Raw genomic sequence first — 23,125 nt, 5'->3', positions numbered from 1 at the left:
TTTTATAAAGCCCTCGCAGATTTTAAAAACCTGCGAGGGCAATAGTGTTTTATGTAGAAGCTTTTTTTCCTGATCGTATTATGAAATATAGACCAGCTAGGATAAAAGGTATACTTAGCCATTGTCCTGTAGATAAAGATTCTCCTAAGGCATCCTCAAACCCTCCTTGGCTTTTCTTAACAAATTCTACGAGAAAGCGTACTGTCCAGAGCAAAACTAAAAATGCTCCAAACAGAAAACCTTTATTATTTCGTTTATCTGTTTTCCAATAAATCACCCAAAGAATAATTGCAACAAATACATAGCCAAAAGCTTCATATAGTTGTGCTGGATGACGATAAGGTATGGTATCTAGCAAGCTTGAAAATTTGGGGTTATTGACTAATGCAGAATAGGCTTCATTTACATTCTGTATCCCCGTTTCCTGTATTACTTGGGCTTTACTCACTCCATCTCGAACAAACTTTACTCCAAAAGCAGAATCACCAGATGCTTTGCCAATAATTTCTGAATTAAAAAAGTTTCCTAAACGAACAAATATAGCTCCAAAAGCCACAGGGATTACTATTCTGTCTAATACCCAAAGGATATGCTTTTGAATTACATTTTTAGAATAATAATACATTGCAATAATCATCCCGATTGCTGCACCATGACTTGCTAAACCTTGAAAACCTGTAAACTCAAACTCTGGTCTAAATCTAAAAGGTAAAAGAATTTCTAAAAGATTATTTTTGTAATGATCCCAATCATAAAAGAATACATGTCCTAAACGCGCTCCAAGTAGTGTCGCTATGACCGCATAGATAAATATAGAATCTAATTTTTCTATTGAAATACTTTCGCGGATATAGATTTTTTTCATCAGGAACCAACCTAATGAGAAGGCAATTACGAACATTAAACTGTAAAAACGAATAACAAAAAAGCCGAGATCTATTCCTTCAACAGGATTCCATATAATTTTTGATAATATCATGAATGCGTTTTATTTTTCGAAAGTAAATATAGGTATTTAAATAAATTCTTGAGCGTTTTTAATTGAGGTATTAATTCGTCGGTTCTTTATCAGTATCAGGAACAGGATCATAACCACTTCCTCCCCAGGGGTGACAACTAAAAATTCTTTTTATCGATAACATTCCTCCCCTAAACAACCCATGTTTTTGTAATGCTTCAACTGTATAGTGAGAGCAGGTGGGTTGATAACGACATGTAGCCGGGGTTAATGGCGAAATCAAGTTCTGATATAGCTTTACCAAAATGATAAATGGAAATATGAGAATTTGTTTTATGGTGGTTTTGAGAGCCAAAATAGTTTAGTTTAATGAAAAACTAGTGCCTTCTCTACCATCCTTAAGTTGGATGCCAATTTCTAAAAGTTCATCCCTGATTTTATCGCTGGTAGCGAAATCCTTATTTGCTCTAGCTTCAGTTCGAAGCTTAATTAACAACTCAACCGTTCCTGAAAGTTTATCACTAATATCAGAAGAAGTTTCATTTATGTTTACCAGTCCCAATACATCAAAAACAAAACCGTGAATCGTTTGTTTAAGAATTTCAAGATCTGCTGCAGATATTTTAGCTTTTTGCTCTTTAACTGTATTGATAAATTTTACAGCATCAAATAATTTTGCAATCAGAATAGGGCTGTTAAAATCGTCATTCATTGCATCATAACAAGCTGTTCTCCATAATTGAACATCAAACCCTTCAGTGATTTGATCTGTTGGTAATGATTTAATAGTTTGGATAGCGTCCATTAGTCTGTAAAACCCTTTTTCTGAGGCTTCAAGGGCATCATTAGAGAAGTCTAAAATACTTCTATAGTGTGCTTGAAGCATAAAGAAGCGTACAACAGTAGCTTCAAAAGCCTTATTGAGAATAGTGTTGTTACCAGAGAATAATTCTTCAGGAGATATGGTATTTCCTGTCGATTTAGACATTTTTTTACCGTTAAGAGTAAGCATATTTGCATGCATCCAGTAATTTACTGGTGTTTGTCCACATGCAGCTTCTCCTTGAGCAATTTCACATTCATGATGAGGGAATTTTAAATCCATTCCGCCGCCATGAATGTCGAATCGTTCGCCAAGATATTTTGTGCTCATTACAGTACACTCTAAATGCCATCCAGGAAAACCATCACTCCACGGTGAAGGCCATCTCATTATATGTTGAGGTTCTGCTCTTTTCCATAATGCAAAATCCTGAGGGTTTTTCTTGTCACTTTGAGCAGATAACTCTCTTGTATTTGCAATCATGTCCTCAAGGTTTCTGCCGCTTAATTTTCCGTAATGATTAGTTTTATTAAACTTTTGCACATCAAAATATATAGAGCCATTAGACTCATAAGCAAAACCATTATCGATTATGGTTTTAATGATTTCAATTTGTTCAACAATATGACCTGTCGCGGTTGGTTCTATACTTGGCGGAATCGAATTAAATTTTGACATTACTTGATGAAAATCCAAAGTGTATCGCTGTACAATTTCCATAGGTTCTAGCTGCTCGAGTCTAGCTTTTTTAGCTACTTTGTCCTCCCCTTCATCTGCATCGTTTTCAAGATGTCCGGCATCTGTTATGTTTCTTACATAACGAACTTTATAGTCCAGATGTTTTAAATATCTGAATACTAAGTCAAATGAAATAAATGTACGGCAGTTTCCTAAATGTACATTGCTATAAACTGTAGGGCCACATACGTACATACCAATATTACCCTCTGTGATAGGTGTAAATATTTCTTTCTGACCCGAAATAGAATTGTAAATTTTTAATTCCTGATTTTTATACAACGGACTTGCTGCCATAATTTTTATGAATGCTTGTGATTTATGATGAAAATAAAATTAAAAGGTAGTATCTAACTTAATGTAGTCTAAAAATTCTCTTCTTACAGAGTCTTCTTTAAATTTACCGCCAAATTCACTGGTTACTGTGCTGCTTTCGATATCTCTGATCCCTCGCGAGTTTACACATAAGTGTTTTGCATCAATTACACATGCAACATCTTTTGTTCCCAAAACGACCTGAAGATCCTGAACAATTTGCATAGTCATACGCTCTTGTACTTGTGGTCTTTTGGCGTAATAATCTACAATACGGTTCATTTTGGATAACCCAACTACAGTGCCGTTAGAAATATAAGCTACATGCGCACGACCTACAATCGGTAATAAGTGATGTTCACAAGTAGAATACACTGTAATATTTTTCTCTACTAACATTTCACCATATTTATAATGGTTTTTAAATGTAGAAGCATCGGGCTTACGTTGTGGATGTAGTCCAGAAAAAATTTCATTTACAAACATTTTAGCAACACGTTGCGGTGTACCTTTAAGACTGTCATCTGTTAAGTCTAATCCTAGAGTTTCTAAAATATGTTTAACATCTTCTTTAATCAAAGCAATTTTTTCATTATCACTAAGTTTAAAGGCATCTTCTCTAAGAGGAGTGGTAGCGCTAGTAGCTACATGATTATCACCTAGCGCTTCAATAGCTTCAAGGGCCTTGTCAATTTTCACACTTCAAAATTTTATAATTCATTAAAATCCAACCAAAAAAATAATAAAGTGTAATGAATTTTTTTTAAACATTTCTTACTTTATTATCTTTTCGAACATAAATAGAGAAGTATTGTATAACGCGCTCTATAATGTGGGTTGCAAAGATACGATTTTGTTGTTTTACTTGGTAAAAGGTATGTTAAACAATTATAGATGTTAGGTTTTTTGGAGAAGTTCTGTATATTTAAGTCCCAAATTGAACTGTAACACACGAAAAAACTAGTTTTAACGTTATATGAAAATGGCAAAAGTATTACCTCAAATTTCATTACTTTTTATACTCCTGTTTTTTAAAGGCACTTTTTCTTATGCCCAGGATTTTGATGTGGCTTGTAGATTAGCCCAACCTTTTTGCTCTGATGCTTCTAGAGAGCTTACATTTCCTAATACTGTTGGGGATATGGATGGCTTAGGAGAAGTAGGGTGTTTAAATACAACCCCTAATCCTACTTGGTACTTTCTTCGTATTGATGAATCAGGAAATTTAGTTTTTGATGTTCAACAATGGGTAGATGGTAACGATAATAGTAATTTAGATAGAGGAGAAAGACAGCTTGATGTTGATTTTATCGCATGGGGTCCATTTCCAACTTCTTTTATAGTAGATTGTGATGATCTTTCTCGGGGATGCGATAATAATGGGGATGGAGACAATATACGCCCCGCTGAGTGTGTAAATAATGTTGATGATCCTGATTATTATTTAAATAACCTTGATAATACTAACATAATAGATTGTAGTTATGCAAGGACGCCAGAAGATGATACATTCGTTGAGACGCTTACCATACCTAATGCCCAGACAGGTGAATATTATATAATTTTGATTACTAATTTTGCAGATGAAGCAGGTGTAATACAGCTTCAGCAAACTAATCTTGATGAATCAGATGCGGGAACAACAGATTGTAGTATTTTAGATCCTGGTGTTGGGCCTGATATTGCAACATGTGGAGAGTTTCCTGTTACCATTGAAGGGAGATTCCCAGGAGCAATAAGTTATAGATGGTTTAGTGATGCAGTAGGTTCTACTAATTTTACAACGGCTGTACCAGACCCTGAAGGGATGTTTCCATTTTTAGAAGTGAATGCTCCGGGTGCTTATCAATTGATTGGGTATTCGGATGCTGCTAGGACAGTTGAGGTTGGTAGAGATGATTTGGTGGTGTTGGATGTTTCTAACGCAGTAGTGTCAGTTGGATATAGTATTGCTGAAGAGTCTTTTGCCGGGAGTTATACAATAACAGCAGAGGTAGAAGCTACTCCAGAGGTTGAAAATGCAGGTTTTGAAGATTTTGAATATAGACTAGATCGCGATCTAGGAAATGGTTTTATAGAATATAGACCTTTTCAGTCGTCTCCTGTATTCGCTAATGTTCCTCCAGGGGATTATTTTGTGACAGCGCGATATGCAAATTGCCCTGACAGTGAAGAGAGATCAGAAGTTATTATGATTTTGGGATATCCTAAGTATTTTACTCCAAATGGAGATGGTTTTCATGATACCTGGAGTCTTATTAATATAGAGAATCAGCCCACAGCACAGATTTATATATTTGACCGCTATGGTAAGTTGTTGAAGCAACTTAGAGCAGGAGGTCCAGGATGGGATGGTACATATAATGGTAGAAACATGCCTTCTTCAGATTATTGGTTTAGAGTTGAGTTTAATGAACCTAGGGATCCAAATATGAGGAGAAGAGTTTTTGCAGGTAATTTTTCCTTAATACGATAAGTAGATATATAATTATAAATAAAAAATAGCTGGAAGATGATTTCTCCCAGCTATTTTTTATTTATACTAATGCTTTACTTTAAAAGTTTACACCAAGAGTAAAAGTCAGGCTATCAACGTAAGTGTCAATAACTGCAAAATTTGTAAAAGCAGAGTTAGGGTAAAATTGTTCTTCTCGTTCTTGTTGAGTGTAGTCATATGCTACATCGAATTTGAATTTTCCAAAATCATATCCAGCTCCTATAGAGAACCCTGTTCTATCTCCCATGATAAGTTCGTCTTTATACGGACTTTCTTCAAAACTATATCCTCCTCTAAAACTCCATCTGTCATATTTCCATTCTGTACCAATTCTGATTGTTGAAGAACCTTGTAGGCTATTTTCGATTTCTTGATTAAGATTTGCAAAATTACCTCCTTCATCAGAGCTAAGTTGTGTTGCAGAGTAGTCTTTATACGAATAATCTAAACTTATTAATCCTTGTTGTTCGAATAAAAAGGCGATGCTTCCCGTGGCTTTTGCAGGAGTACGCAGTTTGTATTCTGGGAAAATGTTAATCACATTAGGATTTACAATAGCTCTTCCATCGGTGTCACTTAAAGTTTCTAATCGCTGTGTAGTTTCTTCTTCTATATAATACCATGTGGGAGACTCAAAAGATGCTCCTACTCGAATCATTTTGGATAGTTTAGCTATTCCTCCAATTTGAGCAGAAAAGCCAGCTCCAATGGTAGATAATCTGTTTGTAAATATGATTTCATTTACATTGCTCCCTGTATTGTTATTACCTTCAAAAAACTCGGTTACTCTGTCAAAGTTAATGAAGTGAGAGTTAAGATTGATTCCGATATAAAGATTTTGATTTATTTGGGCTCCTCCGTTTAAAGAGAATTTTCCGTTTAAACCTGTGCTTTCATAAAAATATTCCTGATCAAAAACACCTGGAGCAACATTTGAAAAATAGGTGGTGTTATTGGGATCATTAACGTCATTGGCTTCTATAACAAAAGCTTCGCGACCTAGGAAAGCTTGCTGGGCGCTATAGCCTTCATTTTCTCCAAGAAAGCTGTAAAGATCACCTACTGTTTCTCTAGATCTTCTGGAGATCAAACCTTGTGGGATACCTTGGGCTTCAGAAAGAAAAAAGGTGTCAATAGAATTTGTGCTTCTACCTGATACAAAAAATTCATTTGCATTGTCAGAGGTTTGGTCATATACAATACCCAGTGATAATTTGTTAATTCCAGAAGTATTATTGTTGTTGTTATAAACGAATACAGCACCCACTTGATTAAAATTTACGTTATTGGTATTCGTAGAATTGAAAGTGTTAAAATAGAATGCGTCGTTACTAATTCGATTTGTTGAAAGGGTCACAGATCCATAAGAGTTTAAGAAAACTGCAGACCCAGCGGGATTAACCTGTAATGCTGATAAATCTCCACCTAATGCACCAAATGCACCACTCATCCCTCTAAATCGGGCAGTTCCTAAAATATCTTGCTGAGAATACCGTAGCGCATCGGTTATGTCCTGAGCGTTCAAAAAAGGCATAGATAGTATACCTATACATAAGAATAGCTTTTTCATTCGTTATTTTAATTATGAATTACAGAATATCTTAAATAAGGATAAGAAATTAATAATAAAAAAGTTAGATGAAAGTCCTTAGTTTCTTCCACGGCCTCTACTTCCTCCTCGGCTACCACTACTTCTTGATCTGCTACCTCCTGATCTAGAGTATCCACTACTTCTTGAGGAGCTTCCTCTTGAGTATCCAGAACTTCTGCTTCTAGAAGAAGAACTACGTGATGATGGTGAATAACCACTACTTCTTGTTCTTGATGTAGGGCTAGAATATCTTCTGGTGCCAGTACTGCTTCTACCTACCGAAGAAGATCTAGAGCGAGAAGAATAATTGTTGTTTGAGGATCTGTTGTAATAGTTGCCTGATGAAGATCGAGTTCTTCTCGCGGCATTTACTCGTCTATTAGAATAGCCTTGCCTGTTAGAATAACCTTGTCTGCTTCTAGTGTTGTAGCCCGAAGAATTTCTCGTTCTTGTACTATATCTCGAACTGTAGCCTCTGCGGCTTCTTGTAGAATAGGCGTATGAGTTTCTTGATCCTATATTATAAGATGCATATCGGTTTCCTCTTCCATAATAACCTCGGTATCCGCGATTATAGTAACCTCCATATCCACGTCCGTAAAAGCCTCTACCATACCAAGGGCGTCCCCATCCCCATCCAATTCCCCATCCAGGGCCATTCCAACCCCATCCGGCGTTCCAACCCCATCCAGCATTCCATCCATTCCAACCCCATCCGGCATTCCATCCATTCCATCCCCATCCGGCATTCCATCCCCATCCAGGACCATACCATCCATTCCATCCCCATCCAGGACCCCAGTTATTCCAACCGGTATTGTATAGGTTAACGCTAATTTCTGTAGGGTTACTTCCCCATGCAGGTTGCCCGGCTTCATAACCTAGAGCAGTTGTAGCGGTAGTATCTGCGACATTATACCCTTCGCTAGAATAAGAATCTACATCTGTAAAAATAGCATCTTGTTCAATAGCCTCATCGATCAATGCTGATTTTTCTGAGAAGTAGCTAGAATAATAATTGGATTTTTTATCTGTATTACGCGGTTGAGTCTCTACATTTCTTTGGCCTCCTGCTTCTCCATAGACTCCATCTCTATAAGGTACGTACTCATATGAACCACAAGACGTCAACATAAATAAAGTGCTTAAAAGTAAAAACCCTATTGCACCGTTTCTCTGAAAATAATTTTTAAGTCGCATATCTTCTTATTTTATTGTTGAACATTACAAATTTAGTTAGTTTTGCGCTAATTAAATTATATTTAACAAAGCCACAACATTTGTGCCAAATAGAGGTTTATGGGTAAGAATTTAACAAAACGTAGCGAAGATTATTCAAAATGGTATAACGAATTAGTCGTCAAGGCTGATTTAGCCGAGAATTCGGCGGTAAGAGGTTGTATGGTAATTAAACCATATGGATATGCTATTTGGGAAAAAATGCAGGCAGAATTGGATAAAAAATTTAAGGAAACAGGGCATCAAAATGCATATTTTCCATTGTTTGTTCCAAAAAGTCTATTTGAAGCAGAAGAAAAAAATGCAGAAGGATTTGCAAAAGAGTGTGCTGTGGTTACTCATTATAGGTTAAAAACAGATCCTGAAGATGCTTCTAAATTAATTGTAGATCCAAAGGCAAAATTAGAAGAAGAGCTGATTGTTCGTCCAACCTCAGAAGCTATTATCTGGAATACATATAAAGGATGGATTCAATCGTATAGAGATTTGCCATTACTAATTAATCAATGGGCTAATGTAGTGCGTTGGGAGATGCGTACACGATTGTTTTTAAGGACAGCAGAGTTTTTATGGCAAGAAGGACATACAGCGCATGAAACCAGAGCAGAAGCAATTGCTGAGACTGAGCAAATGAATAATGTGTATGCTGATTTTGTAGAGGAGTTTATGGCTATTCCTGTTATTAAAGGGAGAAAAACTGAAAGTGAGCGTTTTGCAGGGGCTGAGGACACATATTGTATCGAAGCATTGATGCAAGATGGTAAAGCTCTACAAGCGGGTACTTCACATTTTTTGGGACAGAATTTTGCTAAAGCTTTTGATGTAAAATTTACATCAAAGGAGGGTAAAATGGATTATGTTTGGGCTACTTCTTGGGGTGTTTCTACACGTCTGATGGGGGCTTTGATAATGACTCATAGTGATGATAATGGTCTGGTCTTACCTCCAAATCTAGCTCCAATTCAGGTGGTAATTGTTCCGATCTATAAAGGAGAAGAGCAATTAGCTCAAATTTCTGAAGTAGCTAATGACTTAGTTTTAGATTTAAGATCTAAAGGAATTTCGGTAAAATTTGATAATAGAGATACTCATAGGCCAGGAGCTAAGTTTGCTCAATACGAATTACAAGGAGTGCCTTTACGGATTGCTATTGGACCAAAAGATTTAGAAAAAGGAACAGTAGAACTTGCTCGTCGTGATACATTTACGAAGCAATTCGTAGCAAAAGATGAGGTGGTAACTACTATAGAATCTTTATTAGTAGAAATTCAGGAAAGTTTACATCAGAAAGCAACTCAATTTAGAGATGATCATATTACCGAAGTGAATTCTTTCGATGAATTTAAAGATGTAATAGAACATAAGGGAGGATTTATTTCTGCTCATTGGGATGGGACTGAAGAAACAGAACAAAAGATAAAAGAGCTAACAAAGGCTACTATACGTTGTATTCCTTTTGATGTAAAAGCAGAAGATGGGCAATGTGTTTATAGCGGTAAGCCTTCTAAAAACCGTGTATTATTTGCTAAGGCATATTAAGTTTTAGAAAAAAATAAAATAACACTTGTGGCATTGAAAAATAGTTGTATTTTTGCATCCGCAATTAGACAACATGGCCCGTTCGTCTATCGGCTAGGACGCCAGGTTTTCATCCTGGTAAGAGGGGTTCGATTCCCCTACGGGCTACGAATATTGAAATTAATTGCAGATTTAAAGTGAAAGCTATAAATTTGCAATCCTTGAAAAAGGAAAATGGCCCGTTCGTCTATCGGCTAGGACGCCAGGTTTTCATCCTGGTAAGAGGGGTTCGATTCCCCTACGGGCTACGAATGATATAGTAAAGAAATTTAATAGAAGAGAGATGGCAAATCATAAGTCAGCATTAAAAAGAATTAGAAGTAACGAGACAAAGCGTCTTAGAAACAGATATCAGCATAAAACAACTCGTAATGCTATCAAAAAATTACGTGAGTCTGATAAGAAAGAAGCAGAAACTTTGTTTCCAACAGTAGTTTCTATGCTTGACAAGTTAGCTAAGAATAATGTTATTCATAAGAATAAAGCTGCTAACTTAAAATCGCAATTAGCAAAACACGTAGCTGCACTATAATTATATAGTTCTTTACGTTTTATAATATAATGAGCTTTTCCATATTATGGAAAAGCTTTTTTGTTTTGCATTTGACATGAAGCAGTTCAAAAGTTAGTGGAGTTTTGTGCAGGAGTCCTTTCTAGATAGTTTTATTCTGTTTTTAGTCAAGGGGTTTAATTCTTTGATCATCTGATAAGGGAGGGTTTTTTGATTGTAGTTTTCTTCAGATAATTATAAACTTCATTTGTTTTTTGCTTTCTATTGATTTATGAAAATGATTTAAGTTTGTTTAGGGGTTTGTATTTAGATGGGGTGGGGTGCTACATATTTCTTTTATTTATTTTTTTCTTCAATCCATCGAGACATAAATTCTGTACTTCTTAGTGTGTGGTAATGTAGCATTGTTCCTATAAAGTTTTGTGTTCTATGCTCTTTTAGGTTGTTTTGAATGTTTTTTATTTCGTTTAAAATATTTTGAGAAAACATATTTTTTTGAAATCTGGTATTTATAATTTCTATTCCATTCTGTTGAGATTGTGCCCAAAGATTGGGGGTAGAATATAGTTTTATGGCTGCTTGAGCAAATTTTTTGGGATCATTTGTAATAAAGCCGTTCCAGTCTGATTCTTCGTTTAACATTCCTTCTGCTCCAATACTTGTCGTTATGCTAGGTGTGCCGCATAACATTGATTCTGTAAGTTTGCCTTTTATTCCGGCTCCAAATCGCAATGGGGCAAGACATACGCGTGCGTTTTGTAGTACTTCTGTGGAGTTTTTTGCCCATCCTTTGATATGAAATCTGTCTTTTGGATTATGAAGCTGCGTGGCTTTAGGGGGAGGGTATGATCCGTAGATATGTAATTCAGCCTCTGGGAGTTCTTCTTTAATTAACGGCCAGATGGTTTCTTTAAGGAATAAAATACTATTCCAGTTAGGTTCATGTCTAAAATTTCCAATAGTAATAAAATGCTTGCGATTTTTGTAATCTGGCCAGTTGTTTTTGGTTTCTATTGTAATAGGATCCAGTAAAAAAGGTAAATAGTGCAGTAATTTTTGATCTATTTTGAAATTTTCTTTAAGAAGTTTAACTTCATAGTCTGAAATTATTAGTGAGAGGTCGCATCGGTAAATACTTGCTATTTCTCTTTTTGTATAGTCGTTGTTTAGAAGATCTTCGATCTCAAATTTTCTTTTATTTTTAAAACATTCTTGTCTCGTTTTTCTAAGAGAATGTAAATCTTCGGTATTTAGTATTCTTAATGCGTTGGGGCAATGTTGAGCTACCCTCCATCCGAACTGTTCTTCTATCATAAATCGATCAAACACAACTATTGTTGGTTGTGTTTTTTTGATAAAATGGTCAAAACTGGGATTATTTATTTCGATAGTTACTTTGGAGATATTTGGATGATTAAAATTAGCCGTGTGATTAGTTTCTGCGGCTGGGCAAGCAAAAGTAACTTTCCAGTTTTGTGAAGTGAATAATGCTATTAATTGCAACATTCGACTTCCTGCTGCAGAAGAGTTGGGTTCTGGCCAGACAAAGCCTATGATGAGGATATGATTCATTTTATGCTCGATTTGTAAAAGACTCAATTGTATTTAATCAAAAAGACCTCAGTAAAAACTGAGGCCTTTTATTATGTGACATTCGGAATTCTTTTCAGCTATAGTTTAGCAAAAAGAGCTTCCATTTTTTCTTTTTCTTCTCTAGCTAATTCTTGATCAACTAAAATTCTACCACTATGCTCGTCGGTAATAATTTTCTTACGAGAAGCTATTTCCATTTGTACTTGTGGTGGAATAGTAAAAAACGATCCTCCAGAAGCTCCACGTTCTATGGCTACTACTGCTAGTCCATTCTTTACATTTTTTCTGATTCTTTTATAAGCTGCAATCAAACGATCTTCGATATCCTTTTGGTAATCTTCAGATTTAGCTATTAATGATTGTTCTTCTTTCTCAGTTTCTGCTAAGATAGCATCTAGTTCACCTTTTTTGTGATTAAGATGCTCGTTACGTTCTGCAAGCTTCCCCTTAGTCTGATCGATGATCTCGTTTTTCTGAACAATCTGTGCTTTATGCTCTTTGATGTGCTTTTCTGCCAATTGAATTTCTAATTCTTGAAATTCAACCTCTTTACTAAGAGAGTTATATTCGCGATTATTACGAACATTTTTTTGCTGTTCTCCGTATTTTTTGATTAGAGATTTAGCTTCCTCTATTAGGTTCTTTTTGTTCTTGATACCTTCGTCGATAGTGTCAAGATCGTTATTTAGCTTTTCTAATCTTTTGTTTAATCCGGCTACTTCATCTTCAAGATCTTCAACCTCTAAAGGTAATTCTCCCCGCACGTTTCTGATCTCATCAACTCTAGAGTCAATTAATTGCAAGTCATATAAAGCTCTTAATTTTTGCTCAACAGTAACTTCTTTCTTTGCCATATTTTATATGTATTGAATGGGATTGGTGTTTTTATCCGATAAAATGATGGCAAAATTACTGATTTTTTTTCTAAGATAGCTAACAATTAGGTTTTTTGTGTATTGTTCGCTTTCATAGTGCCCAATATCGGCTAATATAAGTTTTCCTTCTGCCTCGTAAAACTGGTGGTATTTTAGATCTGAAGTAATAAAAATATCTGCCCCGGCTCTTTGTGCGTTTGTTATGGCAAAACTACCACTACCGCCCAGAACAGCTACTTTTTTGATAGGTTTGTTACCGAGTGCAGAATGTTTTACACAACCTGTCTTAAATACTTTTTTAATGTGTTTGAGAAATTCTAATTCATCATAAGCTTGAGGAAGTTCGCCAATCATTCCTATTCCAATATTTTGATTTTTATTTTCTAGAGTAGTGATTTCATACGCTACTTCTTCATAAGAGTGATTTTCAAATAGGGCTTTTAGGATCTTGCTTTCACAATGTTTGGGGTAAGTAACCTGAATTTGAATTTCTTTTTCATGATGAATTTTTCCTGTTTCTCCAATAGAAGGGTTTGCATTTTCTAAGGCTCTAAAAGTTCCTGTTCCCTCTGATGAAAAACTACAATTATCATAATTACCTATTGATCCTGCTCCGGCTTCAAAAAGTTTAGTACGTAGTGTTTCAGCTTCAGCTATAGGAGCAAAAGTCATTAGTTTTTTAATATTTCCGCTTTGCGGAATCAGAATTTTACGATTTATCAGCCCTAGCTGTTCGCACATCATATCGTTTACACCATATAATGCATTGTCTAAAGCAGTGTGCATAGAAAAAATGGCTATATCATTTTTAATAGCCTTAATTACTACACGTTCTACATAATTATTTCCATTGAATTTTTTAATGCCTTTAAAAACAATTGGGTGGAAACTTACAATTAAATTGCAGTTATTTTCTATGGCTTCATCTACTATAGTTTCAAGAGTATCTAAAGTAACTAATACCCCAGTTACTATAGTTTCTGGATTGCCGACCAGTAATCCAACATTGTCGAAATCTTCTGCATATGCTAAGGGTGCCATAGCTTCTAGATGTTGGGTAACTTCTTTTATTTGCATTATGGTATATTTTTTTGATTAAATTGTGCTAATTGAGGTTTTAAAAGCTTATTAAAGTAATAAAAATTGAATGTAAAAAAACTTTTCTCAATAATCAAAGTTTCGTTTTATACTTTTGTTTGCTGAGTATGGATTAAAAAAATTAACCGTGTGAACTTATTGCGTAAGATACTTTTACCAATTGTCCCTTTTTATTACTTCGTTACGTGGTTGCGGAATAAAATGTATGATGTTGGAATAAAGAAATCTAATACTTATCGTTTTCCTATTATTGCAGTGGGAAATCTTAGTGTAGGAGGAACTGGTAAATCCCCTATGATTGAATATTTAATTAGGTTACTGAATGAAAAAAAACGTTTAGCGACGTTAAGCCGGGGTTACAAAAGAAATACTAAAGGTTTTCGAGTGGTTACTGCCTCTGCTACTGCAAAAGCGGTAGGTGATGAACCTCTTCAGTTTAAGAAAAAATTTACTGATGTTATAGTTGCGGTAGATGCTGATCGACGTAATGGTATAGCTAATTTGCGATCATTAAATCCCAGACCAGAAGTGATCTTATTGGATGATGCGTATCAACATCGAAAAGTGAAAGCGGGTTTTTATATTCTACTCACTGCATATTATAACTTGTATTGCGATGATATTGTTTTGCCAACAGGAAACTTAAGAGAATCAAGAAAAGGAGCTAATAGGGCAAATATTATTGTAGTTACCAAATGTCCTGAGAACCTATCTTTAAAAAAAAGGGAGGAAATCGCAAGCAAATTGGCTTTGAAACCTGATCAATTCTTGTTTTTTACTTCTATTGCCTATGGTAAGGATGTTGTGAATATGTCAGAAACCAAATCAATACATTCTATAAAAAATCAGCCATTTACATTAGTTACCGGTATCGCAAATCCGATGCCTCTAATCGATTATTACACCTCTTTAGGGCTAGAGTTTAAACATATTAATTTCCCGGACCACCATAGTTTTACAGATAAAGAATTAGATGAATTAAGAACTCATGAATTTATTATAACTACAGAAAAAGATTATGTGAGGTTATCTTCTCATATATCTGAAGATAAATTGTGGTATCAACCTATAGAGGTCAGTTTTATTCAAGATGCTAATGTATTTGATGATAAATTGCTGGAGTATATAAAAAGAGACTTTAGTTAAAGTCTCTTTTTATTATATGTGTATGGCTAACTCAAATACTTATCCGTAATAAGATAAGTTTTGTTAAGCTTTTATCAAAAGCTATGCCAGTTTAGGCTGTTGTTTGATTTTTTACAAAAGCTTTATGGAGTTTAGTGAAAAACTCCTCAGTCTTATAAGGTTTAGGTATGATGTCATTAAAACCGTTATCATAGAATTCATCTAGATTATCGTCAAGAGTAACTGCTGTTAATGCAATTATTGGTATTTCTTTATTGAATTCTCTAATTTGTTTAGTGGCTTCAATTCCGCTAATTCCTGGCATATGAATATCCATAAGAATCAAATCGAAAGTATTTTCTTTGACTTTATTAACGGCAATGTCACCATTATCAGCAACATCACACTTTATTTTATTTTTTTCTAATATTTTTCTGGTGATCAGTTGATTGATCTTATTATCTTCTACAACAAGAATTCGTTTGTCTATTAGGATGTTATAGTCTATTCTTTTAGCTTCTTCAGCATAATTAGGGCTTTTATCTTCAAAAATTTCGAATTCAAGATTAAATAAAAACTTGGATCCTTTTCCTAATTTACTTTCTAATTTGATTTCACTATTCATTAAGGATAGAAGATTTTTTACGATAGAGAGTCCTAATCCTGTTCCGCCAAATTTTCTATTTATCTGAACAGAGCCTTGTGTGAAATTTTCAAATATACTTTGTTGCTTCTTTTCAGAAATCCCCACTCCATTATCTTCAATTTCAAAATTGAGAAGTACTTTGTTTTCGGATTTGCTAATTGGTTTTACCCGTATCCAGATATCTCCTTTTTGGGTAAATTTTATAGAATTACCAATAAGATTGATTAAGATTTGAGATATTTTTAATGGGTCTCCTTTTAGTTTAGAAGGTATAGATTCATCAAATTCATAATGAAGTTTATTATTTCTATCATTAGCAGATTTTCCTAAAGCAATTAATACGTCATTTATTCTTTTCTTTAAATTAAATGATGTGTTTTCTATTTCTACTTTATTGGCTTCTAGTTTATTTAGGTCTAGTATGTTGTTTATAAGTGATAGTAGGTATTCGCCAGAAAACTTAAGGGAATTAAGATGTTCTTTCTGGTTAGGTGTAGGACTTTCCTCAAGAAGTAAATGAGTTAATCCGGTAACAGCATATAATGGTGTTCTTAGTTCATGAGTTATTGTGGAGAGAAATTGAACTTTAGCTTCACTAGCTCTTTCTGCATTTTCTTTGGCTAGTATAAGTTCTGTATTTTTATTTTGCAATAGTTCATTAGCTCTGGCTCTCAAGTTATTGTTTTTATAAAGAGAAAGTGTCAGTAAAGAGAGTATTGTAATAAGTGCAATACTCAGGATGGTGGTTAAGCGTCCAAGTTTTAAAGATTTTTGTTGTTGGATGTTTTCTTCAGTTAATTCTTCAATAAGGACATTGTTTTCATTTAAATTTAATTTTGCACCTGCTTCCTGAACTATAATTTCTTTATTTGTATTAAATAAAGAGTCTTTGATTTTTTGATGAGTTCTTAGGTTTTGTAAAGAAGTTAAATAATCCTCTTTTTTATCGTAAATATCACTATATAGTTTATAGCATTCTGATCTAATTACGGCATAACCCATCTTTTTTCCTATTTGCATAGCAAGATCGTTAGACTCTTTGGCTTCATCATATTGCTCTAGAGATAATTGGGCTTTAGCTTTGTTTATATATAGTTTTGCTTTATTATAAAATTGATTTAAAGAGGTGATTTTTGGAAGACCTTTATTGAAATATTGTATTGCTATTTCTGGCTGTCCTTGCTCCAGAGACAAAATACCAAGATTTAGATTGATGAATCCTTCTTCATCTTCATTATGATTATTTTTGGTAAATGCAAGAGCCTTCTTTAATACATCTTCAGCGGTTTTATAGTCTTTTGTTTGTGTTGCAATAGAACCATAAAGTGCATATGAGCAAGTTAACATCACCTTGTCATTATCTTCTTTTTGAATTTTAATTGCGTCAAGGACTTGTTCTTCTGCTTTTTTTAAATCCCCTAGTTGACTATATAATTTTGCCAGGACTAAGCTCGTTTTTGCTTGATAGCTTCGGTCTTGATCATCCATAGCTATTTCTTTTGCCAAAGAAATATTAAATAGAGCTTGTTTTAATTGAGCTTGATCAATAGACCTGTAAGCATTGAGTAAATAATTGTCAATAGAATCCTTTATCTGAATGTTTTCTTCAAATTCACTTGTTTGTGAATAGCTGAAAAAACAACAAATAAGTAAAATTTTTATTATAAAATATCTGATTTGGGTTGGCATTTTTCCTCTGAAATATCTCAACTAAGATAGTTATTTCTTACAAATGTTAATAATTAAATCAATTATTCTACTGCTATAGCCGATTTCATTATCATACCAACCAATAATTTTTACCATTTTTCCTATAACAGATGTCATCAACGAATCAAAGATACAGGAGTGAGGATTACCAATAATATCAACAGATACGATTGGGTCTTCTGTGTATGAAAGAATTCCTTTTAAATATGTGTTTGATGCTTTTTTAAACTCTTCGTTAATTTCTTGAATAGATGTTTCTTTTTTTACATTAAAAGTAATGTCTGTAAGGGATCCGTTGGGGACAGGAACACGAATACCACATCCACCAATAACACTACTCAATTCAGGAAAAATTTTTGTTAAAGCTTTTGCGGCTCCCGTTGTTGTAGGAACAATGGATTGGCTGGCAGCTCTAGCTCTTCTTAAGTCTCTATGAGGTTGATCATGTAAACTTTGATCTGTTGTGTAACTATGAATAGTAGTGATGTAAGCTTGTTCTATTCCGCATAAGTCATTAACGACCTTTATCATTGGTGCTGCATTGTTTGTAGTACAGGAAGCATTTGATATTATGGTTTCTGAGTCATCTATAATTTCCTCATTTACACCTAAAACAACAGTTTTAATACTATCTTCTATAGAAGGTGCAGAAAGAATAACTTTTTTAGCTCCAGCTTTTAGATGCCCTTCTACTTTATTTTTTGTTTTGAATTTCCCTGTTGCTTCAATGACAATATCTACATCATATTTTTTCCAATTACAATGTGCCGGATCGGTTTCATTAAGTAGTGGTGTAGATTTTCCATCAACAATAATATGATTATCATCATGAGATACCTCAAAAGGTAAAAGTCCATGAATACTATCATATTTTAAAAGATGACTTAATGTCTTTGTATCTGCAAGGTCATTTATAGCTACGACTTCTATGCTTTGATGATCGATTAATAATCTAAAAAGATTACGACCTATTCTTCCAAATCCGTTGATTGCAATTCTTATAGGTGTATTCATTAAACTCTTACCCTTGATTTAGAATTATGTTAAATGTTTTTGAGCTTTATATGAAGATCTTACCAGGGCGCCACTTTCTACATGTCTAAATCCCATATCTAAGCCTATTTCTTCATATTTTTTAAACTGGTCCGGAGTTATGAATTCTTTTACAGGTAGATGTTTCTTACTTGGCTGTAAATATTGTCCAATAGTCACAATATCCAAATTAACTGATCTTAAATCTGTCAATGTTTGAATAACTTCTTCTTCTTTTTCGCCAAGGCCAAGCATGATTCCACTTTTTGTACGGTCAATTCCATTATCTTTAAGATATTTCAATACCTGAAGGCTTTGTTCATATTTAGCCTGAATACGAACTTCGCGTGTTAGTCTTTTTACAGTTTCCATATTATGAGAAACTACTTCTGGCTTTACAGCAATAATTCTATCTATATTTTTTGTTTTTCCTTGAAAATCCGGAATTAACGTCTCTAATGTTGTTTCTGGATTCATTCTGCGAATGGCTTGGATAGTTTCTGACCAAATAATTGAACCTCCATCAGAAAGATCATCTCTATCTACAGAAGTAACAACGGCATGTTTTATGTTCATTATCTTTATAGACCGAGCTACTTTTTCAGGTTCCTCCCAATCTACAGTTTCGGGTCTTCCTGTCTTTACTCCACAAAAACCACAAGAACGCGTACAAATGTTACCTAAAATCATAAAAGTGGCTGTACCTTCACTCCAGCATTCTCCCATATTAGGGCAACTCCCCGAAGTACAAATCGTGTGTAGGTTATATTTGTCTACTAATCCCCTAAGTTCTGTATATTTTTTTCCGGTAGGAAGTTTAACTCGTAACCATTTTGGTTTTCCTTTAGGAGGTGCTACACTGGCAACATCATTATTCATACAAGCAATATTTTTAGCAAAAATACAAAGAAAGCTTAGATTAATAATAAGTTCTTATTAAAGTTGTATTGATATATTGAAATTGTAAAGGCATTAAGAAATAGTAAGATTTAGTATTGTTCTATGATGATCATATCCCTTTCTTAGCGAAAATGATATAAGGATTAAGTTGGGTACGTATTTTTTTATTTATGTGTCGAGAATAATAAAGGCAACTTCTTTTTTTTAGAATATTGATTTAATGGTGGTTATAATTTTAATCTTGAGTACAGTTAAACCATATCTAAACAAAGTGCTAACATCAAGTTAAAATTAAGTTAACATAAAATTTTTTTTGAATTTGGTAGTTATATTTTCAAAAGAGAAAAAAAATGATGCTCGAAGAAGTAGTAAGCACTAAAAAAATAAAAAATAATCGAAAGCGTGTAGAAAAATGGTTGCTTAATAATCAGAGATATATTAACATTACTGCAATAGAAAAAGAGATTTCTGCACCAAAAGGACTGGTTCAAAAGTTTGTTAAATATGACAAAAAAATAAACGATAAATGGATTGAGCCGCTATATAGTGTAATTAAAAGGTTTACCTCATTTAATTTAAGATAATTTTGGCAGCTAAGTATTAGCTTTTAGAGCTGTTAATTATTTCCGAGAGTAATTTTTTAGCTCTTAATAATTTTACTTTTACATTATTCATTGACTCATTAAGAGTATCTGCAATTTCTTTATAACTTAATTCCTGAAAATAACGCAAATTGATTATTCTTTGATAATTAGGCTTCAGCTGTTTTATATAAAGGAGTAGTTGAGCTAAGTTTTGTTCTGTTATTAATTTATCTTCAGGTGTAGGGTTGTCATCCACTATTTTATATACAGAATCATCTACCTGAGTCGTCGTTTTGGATTGTATAGACGCATTTTTTTTTCGTAATAAATCAATATGGATATTCTTCGAAATTTGAATTAACCATGTTTTGAAATTATATTCTTCTTTAAACGTATTGATCTTATCGAATGCTCTTGAAAAACTCTGAATAGTAATGTCTTCTGCTTCATATTCATCCTGTGTCCTTTTCAGTTGAAAATTATAAACATCATTCCAAAATGTATCAAGAAGATAATTAAAAGATATTTGCTTTCCTTCTTTTGCCTTCTTAATATGATCTTCTAATAAAATAAGATGTTCTTTTTTTTTCAATGACTTTTTTTTGAATAGAATAGATAAAAAAGATAAGGCTATTTAGAATGCCCATCATCATTACAGTTTGAAAACTGATCTGGAGTTTTACCACATAAAGAACATGACTCTCCATCTTTATTAAGAAAAGGGCTTTGACTTGCGCAGGTACCCGCGAATTTACCATCTTTTTTAGCCCATAATTTGATAGCGATTCCTCCAAAGGCCAAAAGTAATAAGCCAATTGTTAGCAATAAAAGTTTCATTCGTTTTTATTTATTGTTTTAAATTTTCAAATGAAATTTGTTATTAAGCATTTAGTAGTAGACCTTCTAAAATATCAATACCTCATTTCATAATCAAATACATCAAAATAGATCACAAAGATACAAAGAATGTATGGCTAAGCAGGTATTTAATAAATATTTAAGTACAGAATTATTGAACTATAATGTTGTAGATCATAGTTTGATAACACGTTTATATGATATTTACTTCTGTTTCCAAGGTAATATCAAATTTTTGTTTGACCTCTTGTTGAATTCTTGTTGCTATATCAAGAATTTCTTTTCCAGAAGCATTACCATGATTTACAAGTACCAATGCTTGCTTTTCATGAACTCCGGCATCACCCCAACGCTTTCCTTTAAACCCTGATTGTTCAATAAGCCAACCTGCCGGGATTTTAATGTTATTTTCGTCTATGATATATGATGGGATATTTGGATGTACTTTTTGAAGTTTGGTAAAAAGACCTTTAGAAATGACAGGGTTTTTAAAAAAGCTTCCGCTATTTCCTATCTCTGATGGGTCAGGAAGTTTGCTTCGACGTATTTGAATTACTGCTTCAGAAATATTCTTAATTGTAGGGGTTTTGATGTGTTGTTCTTTTAATGCACTTTCTATTGCTCCATAATCAGTATTGAGATTATGATCTTTTTTGGTCAGTTTAAAAGTTACTTTTGTGATAATATATTCTCCTTTTACTTCATTTTTAAAAATAGAATTGCGATACTCAAACTTGCAATCTTTTTTTTGAAAAATTTGTTTTTCCTGGGTTATAATGTTAATAGCCTCGCAGCTAACCATGGTATCCTTTAGTTCGACACCGTATGCGCCAATGTTTTGAATCGGGGCACTACCTACATAACCCGGAATTAGAGATAAATTTTCTAATCCCCCATAATTATTCTGAATGCAATACTGAACAAAATCGTGCCAATTTTCTCCTGCACAGGCAGAAATTAAAACTGCAGTTTCAGATTCTTCTACTACTTCAATTCCTTTTATCGCTATATGGAGAACTAACGCATCCAGATTTTTTGTTAGCAACATATTGCTCCCACCACTTAAAATAAAAAGGTTCTTTTTACTATGTTCTGAAAGGATGTACTTAAGTTCGGATTCTGATGTGATTGCAACAAATTCTGATGCAATAGCGTTGATTCCAAATGTATTATATTCTTTTAGAGATTTTTTGTGCTCAATCTTCATCTGTCTTATATTTTTCTAGAGCTAGCCTTAGAATTTCAATTGCTTTTTTAAGATCTCTTCGGTTAAGTACATAAGCAATTCGCACTTGGTTTTTTCCTTTTTCCGGACTTGAATAAAATCCAGAAGCAGGTGCTAACATAACCGTTTGTTTATCCACATCAAATTTGTCTAAAAGCCACTGAGTAAAATGATCAGCATCTTTAATTGGTAATTCTGCGATGCAATAAAAAGCACCTTTTGGCATAGCTACTTTTACGCCTGGGATTTCTCTAAGTCCAGAAACAAGAGTGTCTCGCCTTAATTTATATTTTGCAATCGTTTCTGTGTAATATGAGTCTGGAGCTTCTAATGCAGCCTCACTGGCAATTTGTGCTAAAGTAGGAGGGCTTAATCGAGCTTGGGCAAATTTCATAGCGGTTTGCATTACGCTTTTGTTTTTGCTCACAATACATCCAATACGAGCTCCACACATACTATAACGTTTTGAGACAGAATCTACAATAATTGCATGTTCATTCAATCCTTTTTCCTGAAGAATAGAATAATGTTCTGAATCATCATAAACAAATTCTCGATAGACTTCATCAGAGATTAGAAATAGATCATACTTAATTGCTAGTGCTGATAATTGTTTAATCTCTTCCTTACTATACAGATAACCTGTTGGATTACCAGGGTTACATATTAAGATTGCTTTAGTTTTTTTGGTAATAAGTTTTTCGAATTCTTTGATTGAAGGTAATGCAAACCCAGTCTCGATTTTAGAAATTACAGGAACTACGGTTACTGTTGATTGAGTCGAAAAACTATAATAATTAGCATAAAAAGGTTCGGGAACTATAATTTCATCACCTGGATCGGTAATGCTTCCCATGGTAAAGATTAGTGCTTCACTCCCTCCGGTGGTTACCAAAATATCATCAGATGAAATTGTAATATCATGTTTTGCGTAATATCCTGCTAGTTTTTTTCTAAAACTTTCAAAACCGGCAGAATGACTATATGCCAAAATATCTAAATTATGGTTTCGTATCGCGTCCATGGCTTCAATCGGTGTTTTGATATCTGGTTGACCGATATTAAGATGGTATATGTGCTTGCCTTCTTTTACAGCTTTTTCTGCAAAAGGAGCCAATTTTCTAATTGGCGATTCTGGCATAGCTTTGCCTTTATATGATACTATTGGCATCTGATCTAATTTAATAAAATAAAAATAGCCGTAAATTTCTTAAAATATTTAAGATATA

The 23,125-nt window shown here is 33.8% G+C and carries 21 protein-coding genes and 2 tRNA genes; 7 read left to right on the top strand and 16 right to left on the bottom strand.

Annotated features, from left to right (window positions below):
* Positions 1–49 precede the first annotated feature (49 nt).
* From lgt to folE, 4 genes are all read right to left on the bottom strand, one after another.
* Entirely contained in the window at positions 50–979 is a 930-nt protein-coding gene (gene lgt / locus DK442_RS26835) for a prolipoprotein diacylglyceryl transferase (protein WP_109439001.1), read from the bottom strand.
* A gap of 70 nt (positions 980–1,049) precedes the next feature.
* Entirely contained in the window at positions 1,050–1,295 is a 246-nt protein-coding gene (gene yidD, locus DK442_RS26830) for a membrane protein insertion efficiency factor YidD (RefSeq protein WP_200825178.1), read from the bottom strand.
* Positions 1,296–1,319: 24 nt separating this feature from the next.
* The gene (gene cysS, locus DK442_RS26825) at positions 1,320–2,816 is read right to left on the bottom strand and encodes a cysteine--tRNA ligase (protein WP_109438999.1); all 1,497 of its coding nucleotides are present in this window, start codon (positions 2,814–2,816) and stop codon (positions 1,320–1,322) included.
* Between the two features lie 39 nt (positions 2,817–2,855).
* Positions 2,856–3,533: a GTP cyclohydrolase I FolE gene (gene folE / locus DK442_RS26820; RefSeq protein WP_109438998.1), complete on the bottom strand. Its 678-nt coding sequence runs from the start codon at positions 3,531–3,533 to the stop codon at positions 2,856–2,858.
* 283 nt (positions 3,534–3,816) lie between these two features.
* Between folE and DK442_RS26815 the strand changes: the two genes are divergently transcribed.
* The gene (locus tag DK442_RS26815) at positions 3,817–5,310 is read left to right on the top strand and encodes a T9SS type B sorting domain-containing protein (protein WP_160114384.1); all 1,494 of its coding nucleotides are present in this window, start codon (positions 3,817–3,819) and stop codon (positions 5,308–5,310) included.
* A gap of 79 nt (positions 5,311–5,389) precedes the next feature.
* Here DK442_RS26815 and DK442_RS26810 read toward each other — a convergent pair whose 3' ends face one another.
* A complete protein-coding gene (locus tag DK442_RS26810; RefSeq protein ID WP_109438996.1) occupies positions 5,390–6,901 on the bottom strand; it encodes an OmpP1/FadL family transporter in 1,512 nt (503 codons plus the stop codon).
* A gap of 78 nt (positions 6,902–6,979) precedes the next feature.
* The gene (locus tag DK442_RS26805) at positions 6,980–8,122 is read right to left on the bottom strand and encodes a hypothetical protein (protein WP_109438995.1); all 1,143 of its coding nucleotides are present in this window, start codon (positions 8,120–8,122) and stop codon (positions 6,980–6,982) included.
* 99 nt (positions 8,123–8,221) lie between these two features.
* On the opposite strand from DK442_RS26805, the gene proS reads away from it, so the two are divergent.
* The 4 genes from proS to rpsT all read left to right on the top strand — a co-directional run bounded on the left by proS (position 8,222) and on the right by rpsT (position 10,271).
* On the top strand, positions 8,222–9,700 hold the full coding sequence (proS, locus tag DK442_RS26800) for a proline--tRNA ligase (protein WP_109438994.1): 1,479 nt from the start codon (positions 8,222–8,224) through the stop codon (positions 9,698–9,700).
* Between the two features lie 75 nt (positions 9,701–9,775).
* A tRNA-Glu gene (locus DK442_RS26795) sits at positions 9,776–9,847 on the top strand.
* A gap of 68 nt (positions 9,848–9,915) precedes the next feature.
* Positions 9,916–9,987 (top strand) — tRNA-Glu (locus DK442_RS26790).
* Between the two features lie 35 nt (positions 9,988–10,022).
* Entirely contained in the window at positions 10,023–10,271 is a 249-nt protein-coding gene (rpsT, locus tag DK442_RS26785; RefSeq protein ID WP_024770782.1) for a 30S ribosomal protein S20, read from the top strand.
* Between the two features lie 315 nt (positions 10,272–10,586).
* On the opposite strand, the gene DK442_RS26780 is transcribed toward rpsT, so the two are convergent.
* From DK442_RS26780 to DK442_RS26770, 3 genes are all read right to left on the bottom strand, one after another.
* Positions 10,587–11,822: a glycosyltransferase family 4 protein gene (locus tag DK442_RS26780; RefSeq protein ID WP_109438993.1), complete on the bottom strand. Its 1,236-nt coding sequence runs from the start codon at positions 11,820–11,822 to the stop codon at positions 10,587–10,589.
* A gap of 98 nt (positions 11,823–11,920) precedes the next feature.
* Positions 11,921–12,697: a zinc ribbon domain-containing protein gene (locus DK442_RS26775; RefSeq protein ID WP_109438992.1), complete on the bottom strand. Its 777-nt coding sequence runs from the start codon at positions 12,695–12,697 to the stop codon at positions 11,921–11,923.
* A 3-nt stretch (positions 12,698–12,700) separates the two neighbouring features.
* Complete coding sequence (locus DK442_RS26770) at positions 12,701–13,795, bottom strand: Nif3-like dinuclear metal center hexameric protein (RefSeq protein ID WP_109438991.1); 1,095 nt, start codon at positions 13,793–13,795, stop codon at positions 12,701–12,703.
* Positions 13,796–13,945: 150 nt separating this feature from the next.
* Here DK442_RS26770 and lpxK point away from each other — a divergent pair, with 150 nt between their 5' ends.
* Positions 13,946–14,962, top strand: coding sequence for a tetraacyldisaccharide 4'-kinase (gene lpxK, locus DK442_RS26765; RefSeq protein WP_109438990.1), 1,017 nt, complete (start codon positions 13,946–13,948; stop codon positions 14,960–14,962).
* A gap of 91 nt (positions 14,963–15,053) precedes the next feature.
* Here lpxK and DK442_RS26760 read toward each other — a convergent pair whose 3' ends face one another.
* The 3 genes from DK442_RS26760 to lipA are packed head-to-tail and all read right to left on the bottom strand — an operon-like array spanning position 15,054 to position 19,208.
* Complete coding sequence (locus DK442_RS26760) at positions 15,054–17,297, bottom strand: response regulator (protein WP_160114383.1); 2,244 nt, start codon at positions 17,295–17,297, stop codon at positions 15,054–15,056.
* 9 nt (positions 17,298–17,306) lie between these two features.
* A complete protein-coding gene (gap, locus tag DK442_RS26755; RefSeq protein ID WP_109438988.1) occupies positions 17,307–18,311 on the bottom strand; it encodes a type I glyceraldehyde-3-phosphate dehydrogenase in 1,005 nt (334 codons plus the stop codon).
* 24 nt (positions 18,312–18,335) lie between these two features.
* Complete coding sequence (lipA, locus tag DK442_RS26750; RefSeq protein ID WP_109438987.1) at positions 18,336–19,208, bottom strand: lipoyl synthase; 873 nt, start codon at positions 19,206–19,208, stop codon at positions 18,336–18,338.
* A gap of 371 nt (positions 19,209–19,579) precedes the next feature.
* On the opposite strand from lipA, the gene DK442_RS26745 reads away from it, so the two are divergent.
* The gene (locus tag DK442_RS26745; RefSeq protein WP_109438986.1) at positions 19,580–19,813 is read left to right on the top strand and encodes a hypothetical protein; all 234 of its coding nucleotides are present in this window, start codon (positions 19,580–19,582) and stop codon (positions 19,811–19,813) included.
* A 16-nt stretch (positions 19,814–19,829) separates the two neighbouring features.
* On the opposite strand, the gene DK442_RS26740 is transcribed toward DK442_RS26745, so the two are convergent.
* From DK442_RS26740 to DK442_RS26725, 4 genes are all read right to left on the bottom strand, one after another.
* Positions 19,830–20,405, bottom strand: coding sequence for an RNA polymerase sigma factor (locus DK442_RS26740; protein ID WP_235011038.1), 576 nt, complete (start codon positions 20,403–20,405; stop codon positions 19,830–19,832).
* A gap of 38 nt (positions 20,406–20,443) precedes the next feature.
* Positions 20,444–20,650, bottom strand: a complete 207-nt coding sequence (locus DK442_RS26735) for a membrane or secreted protein (protein WP_109438985.1) — start codon at positions 20,648–20,650, stop codon at positions 20,444–20,446.
* A 214-nt stretch (positions 20,651–20,864) separates the two neighbouring features.
* A complete protein-coding gene (murB, locus tag DK442_RS26730) occupies positions 20,865–21,878 on the bottom strand; it encodes a UDP-N-acetylmuramate dehydrogenase (protein WP_109438984.1) in 1,014 nt (337 codons plus the stop codon).
* Positions 21,868–23,067: a pyridoxal phosphate-dependent aminotransferase gene (locus tag DK442_RS26725; protein WP_109438983.1), complete on the bottom strand. Its 1,200-nt coding sequence runs from the start codon at positions 23,065–23,067 to the stop codon at positions 21,868–21,870. Before DK442_RS26725 ends, murB begins: the two co-directional genes overlap by 11 nt.
* Positions 23,068–23,125: the final 58 nt, after the last annotated feature.

This window comes from Aquimarina sp. AU119 (assembly GCF_900312735.1).
In the GTDB taxonomy this organism is placed as follows: domain Bacteria; phylum Bacteroidota; class Bacteroidia; order Flavobacteriales; family Flavobacteriaceae; genus Aquimarina; species Aquimarina algiphila.
Note: the sequence above shows the minus strand (reverse complement) of the source record. Positions and strands in the feature narration are given on the sequence as shown.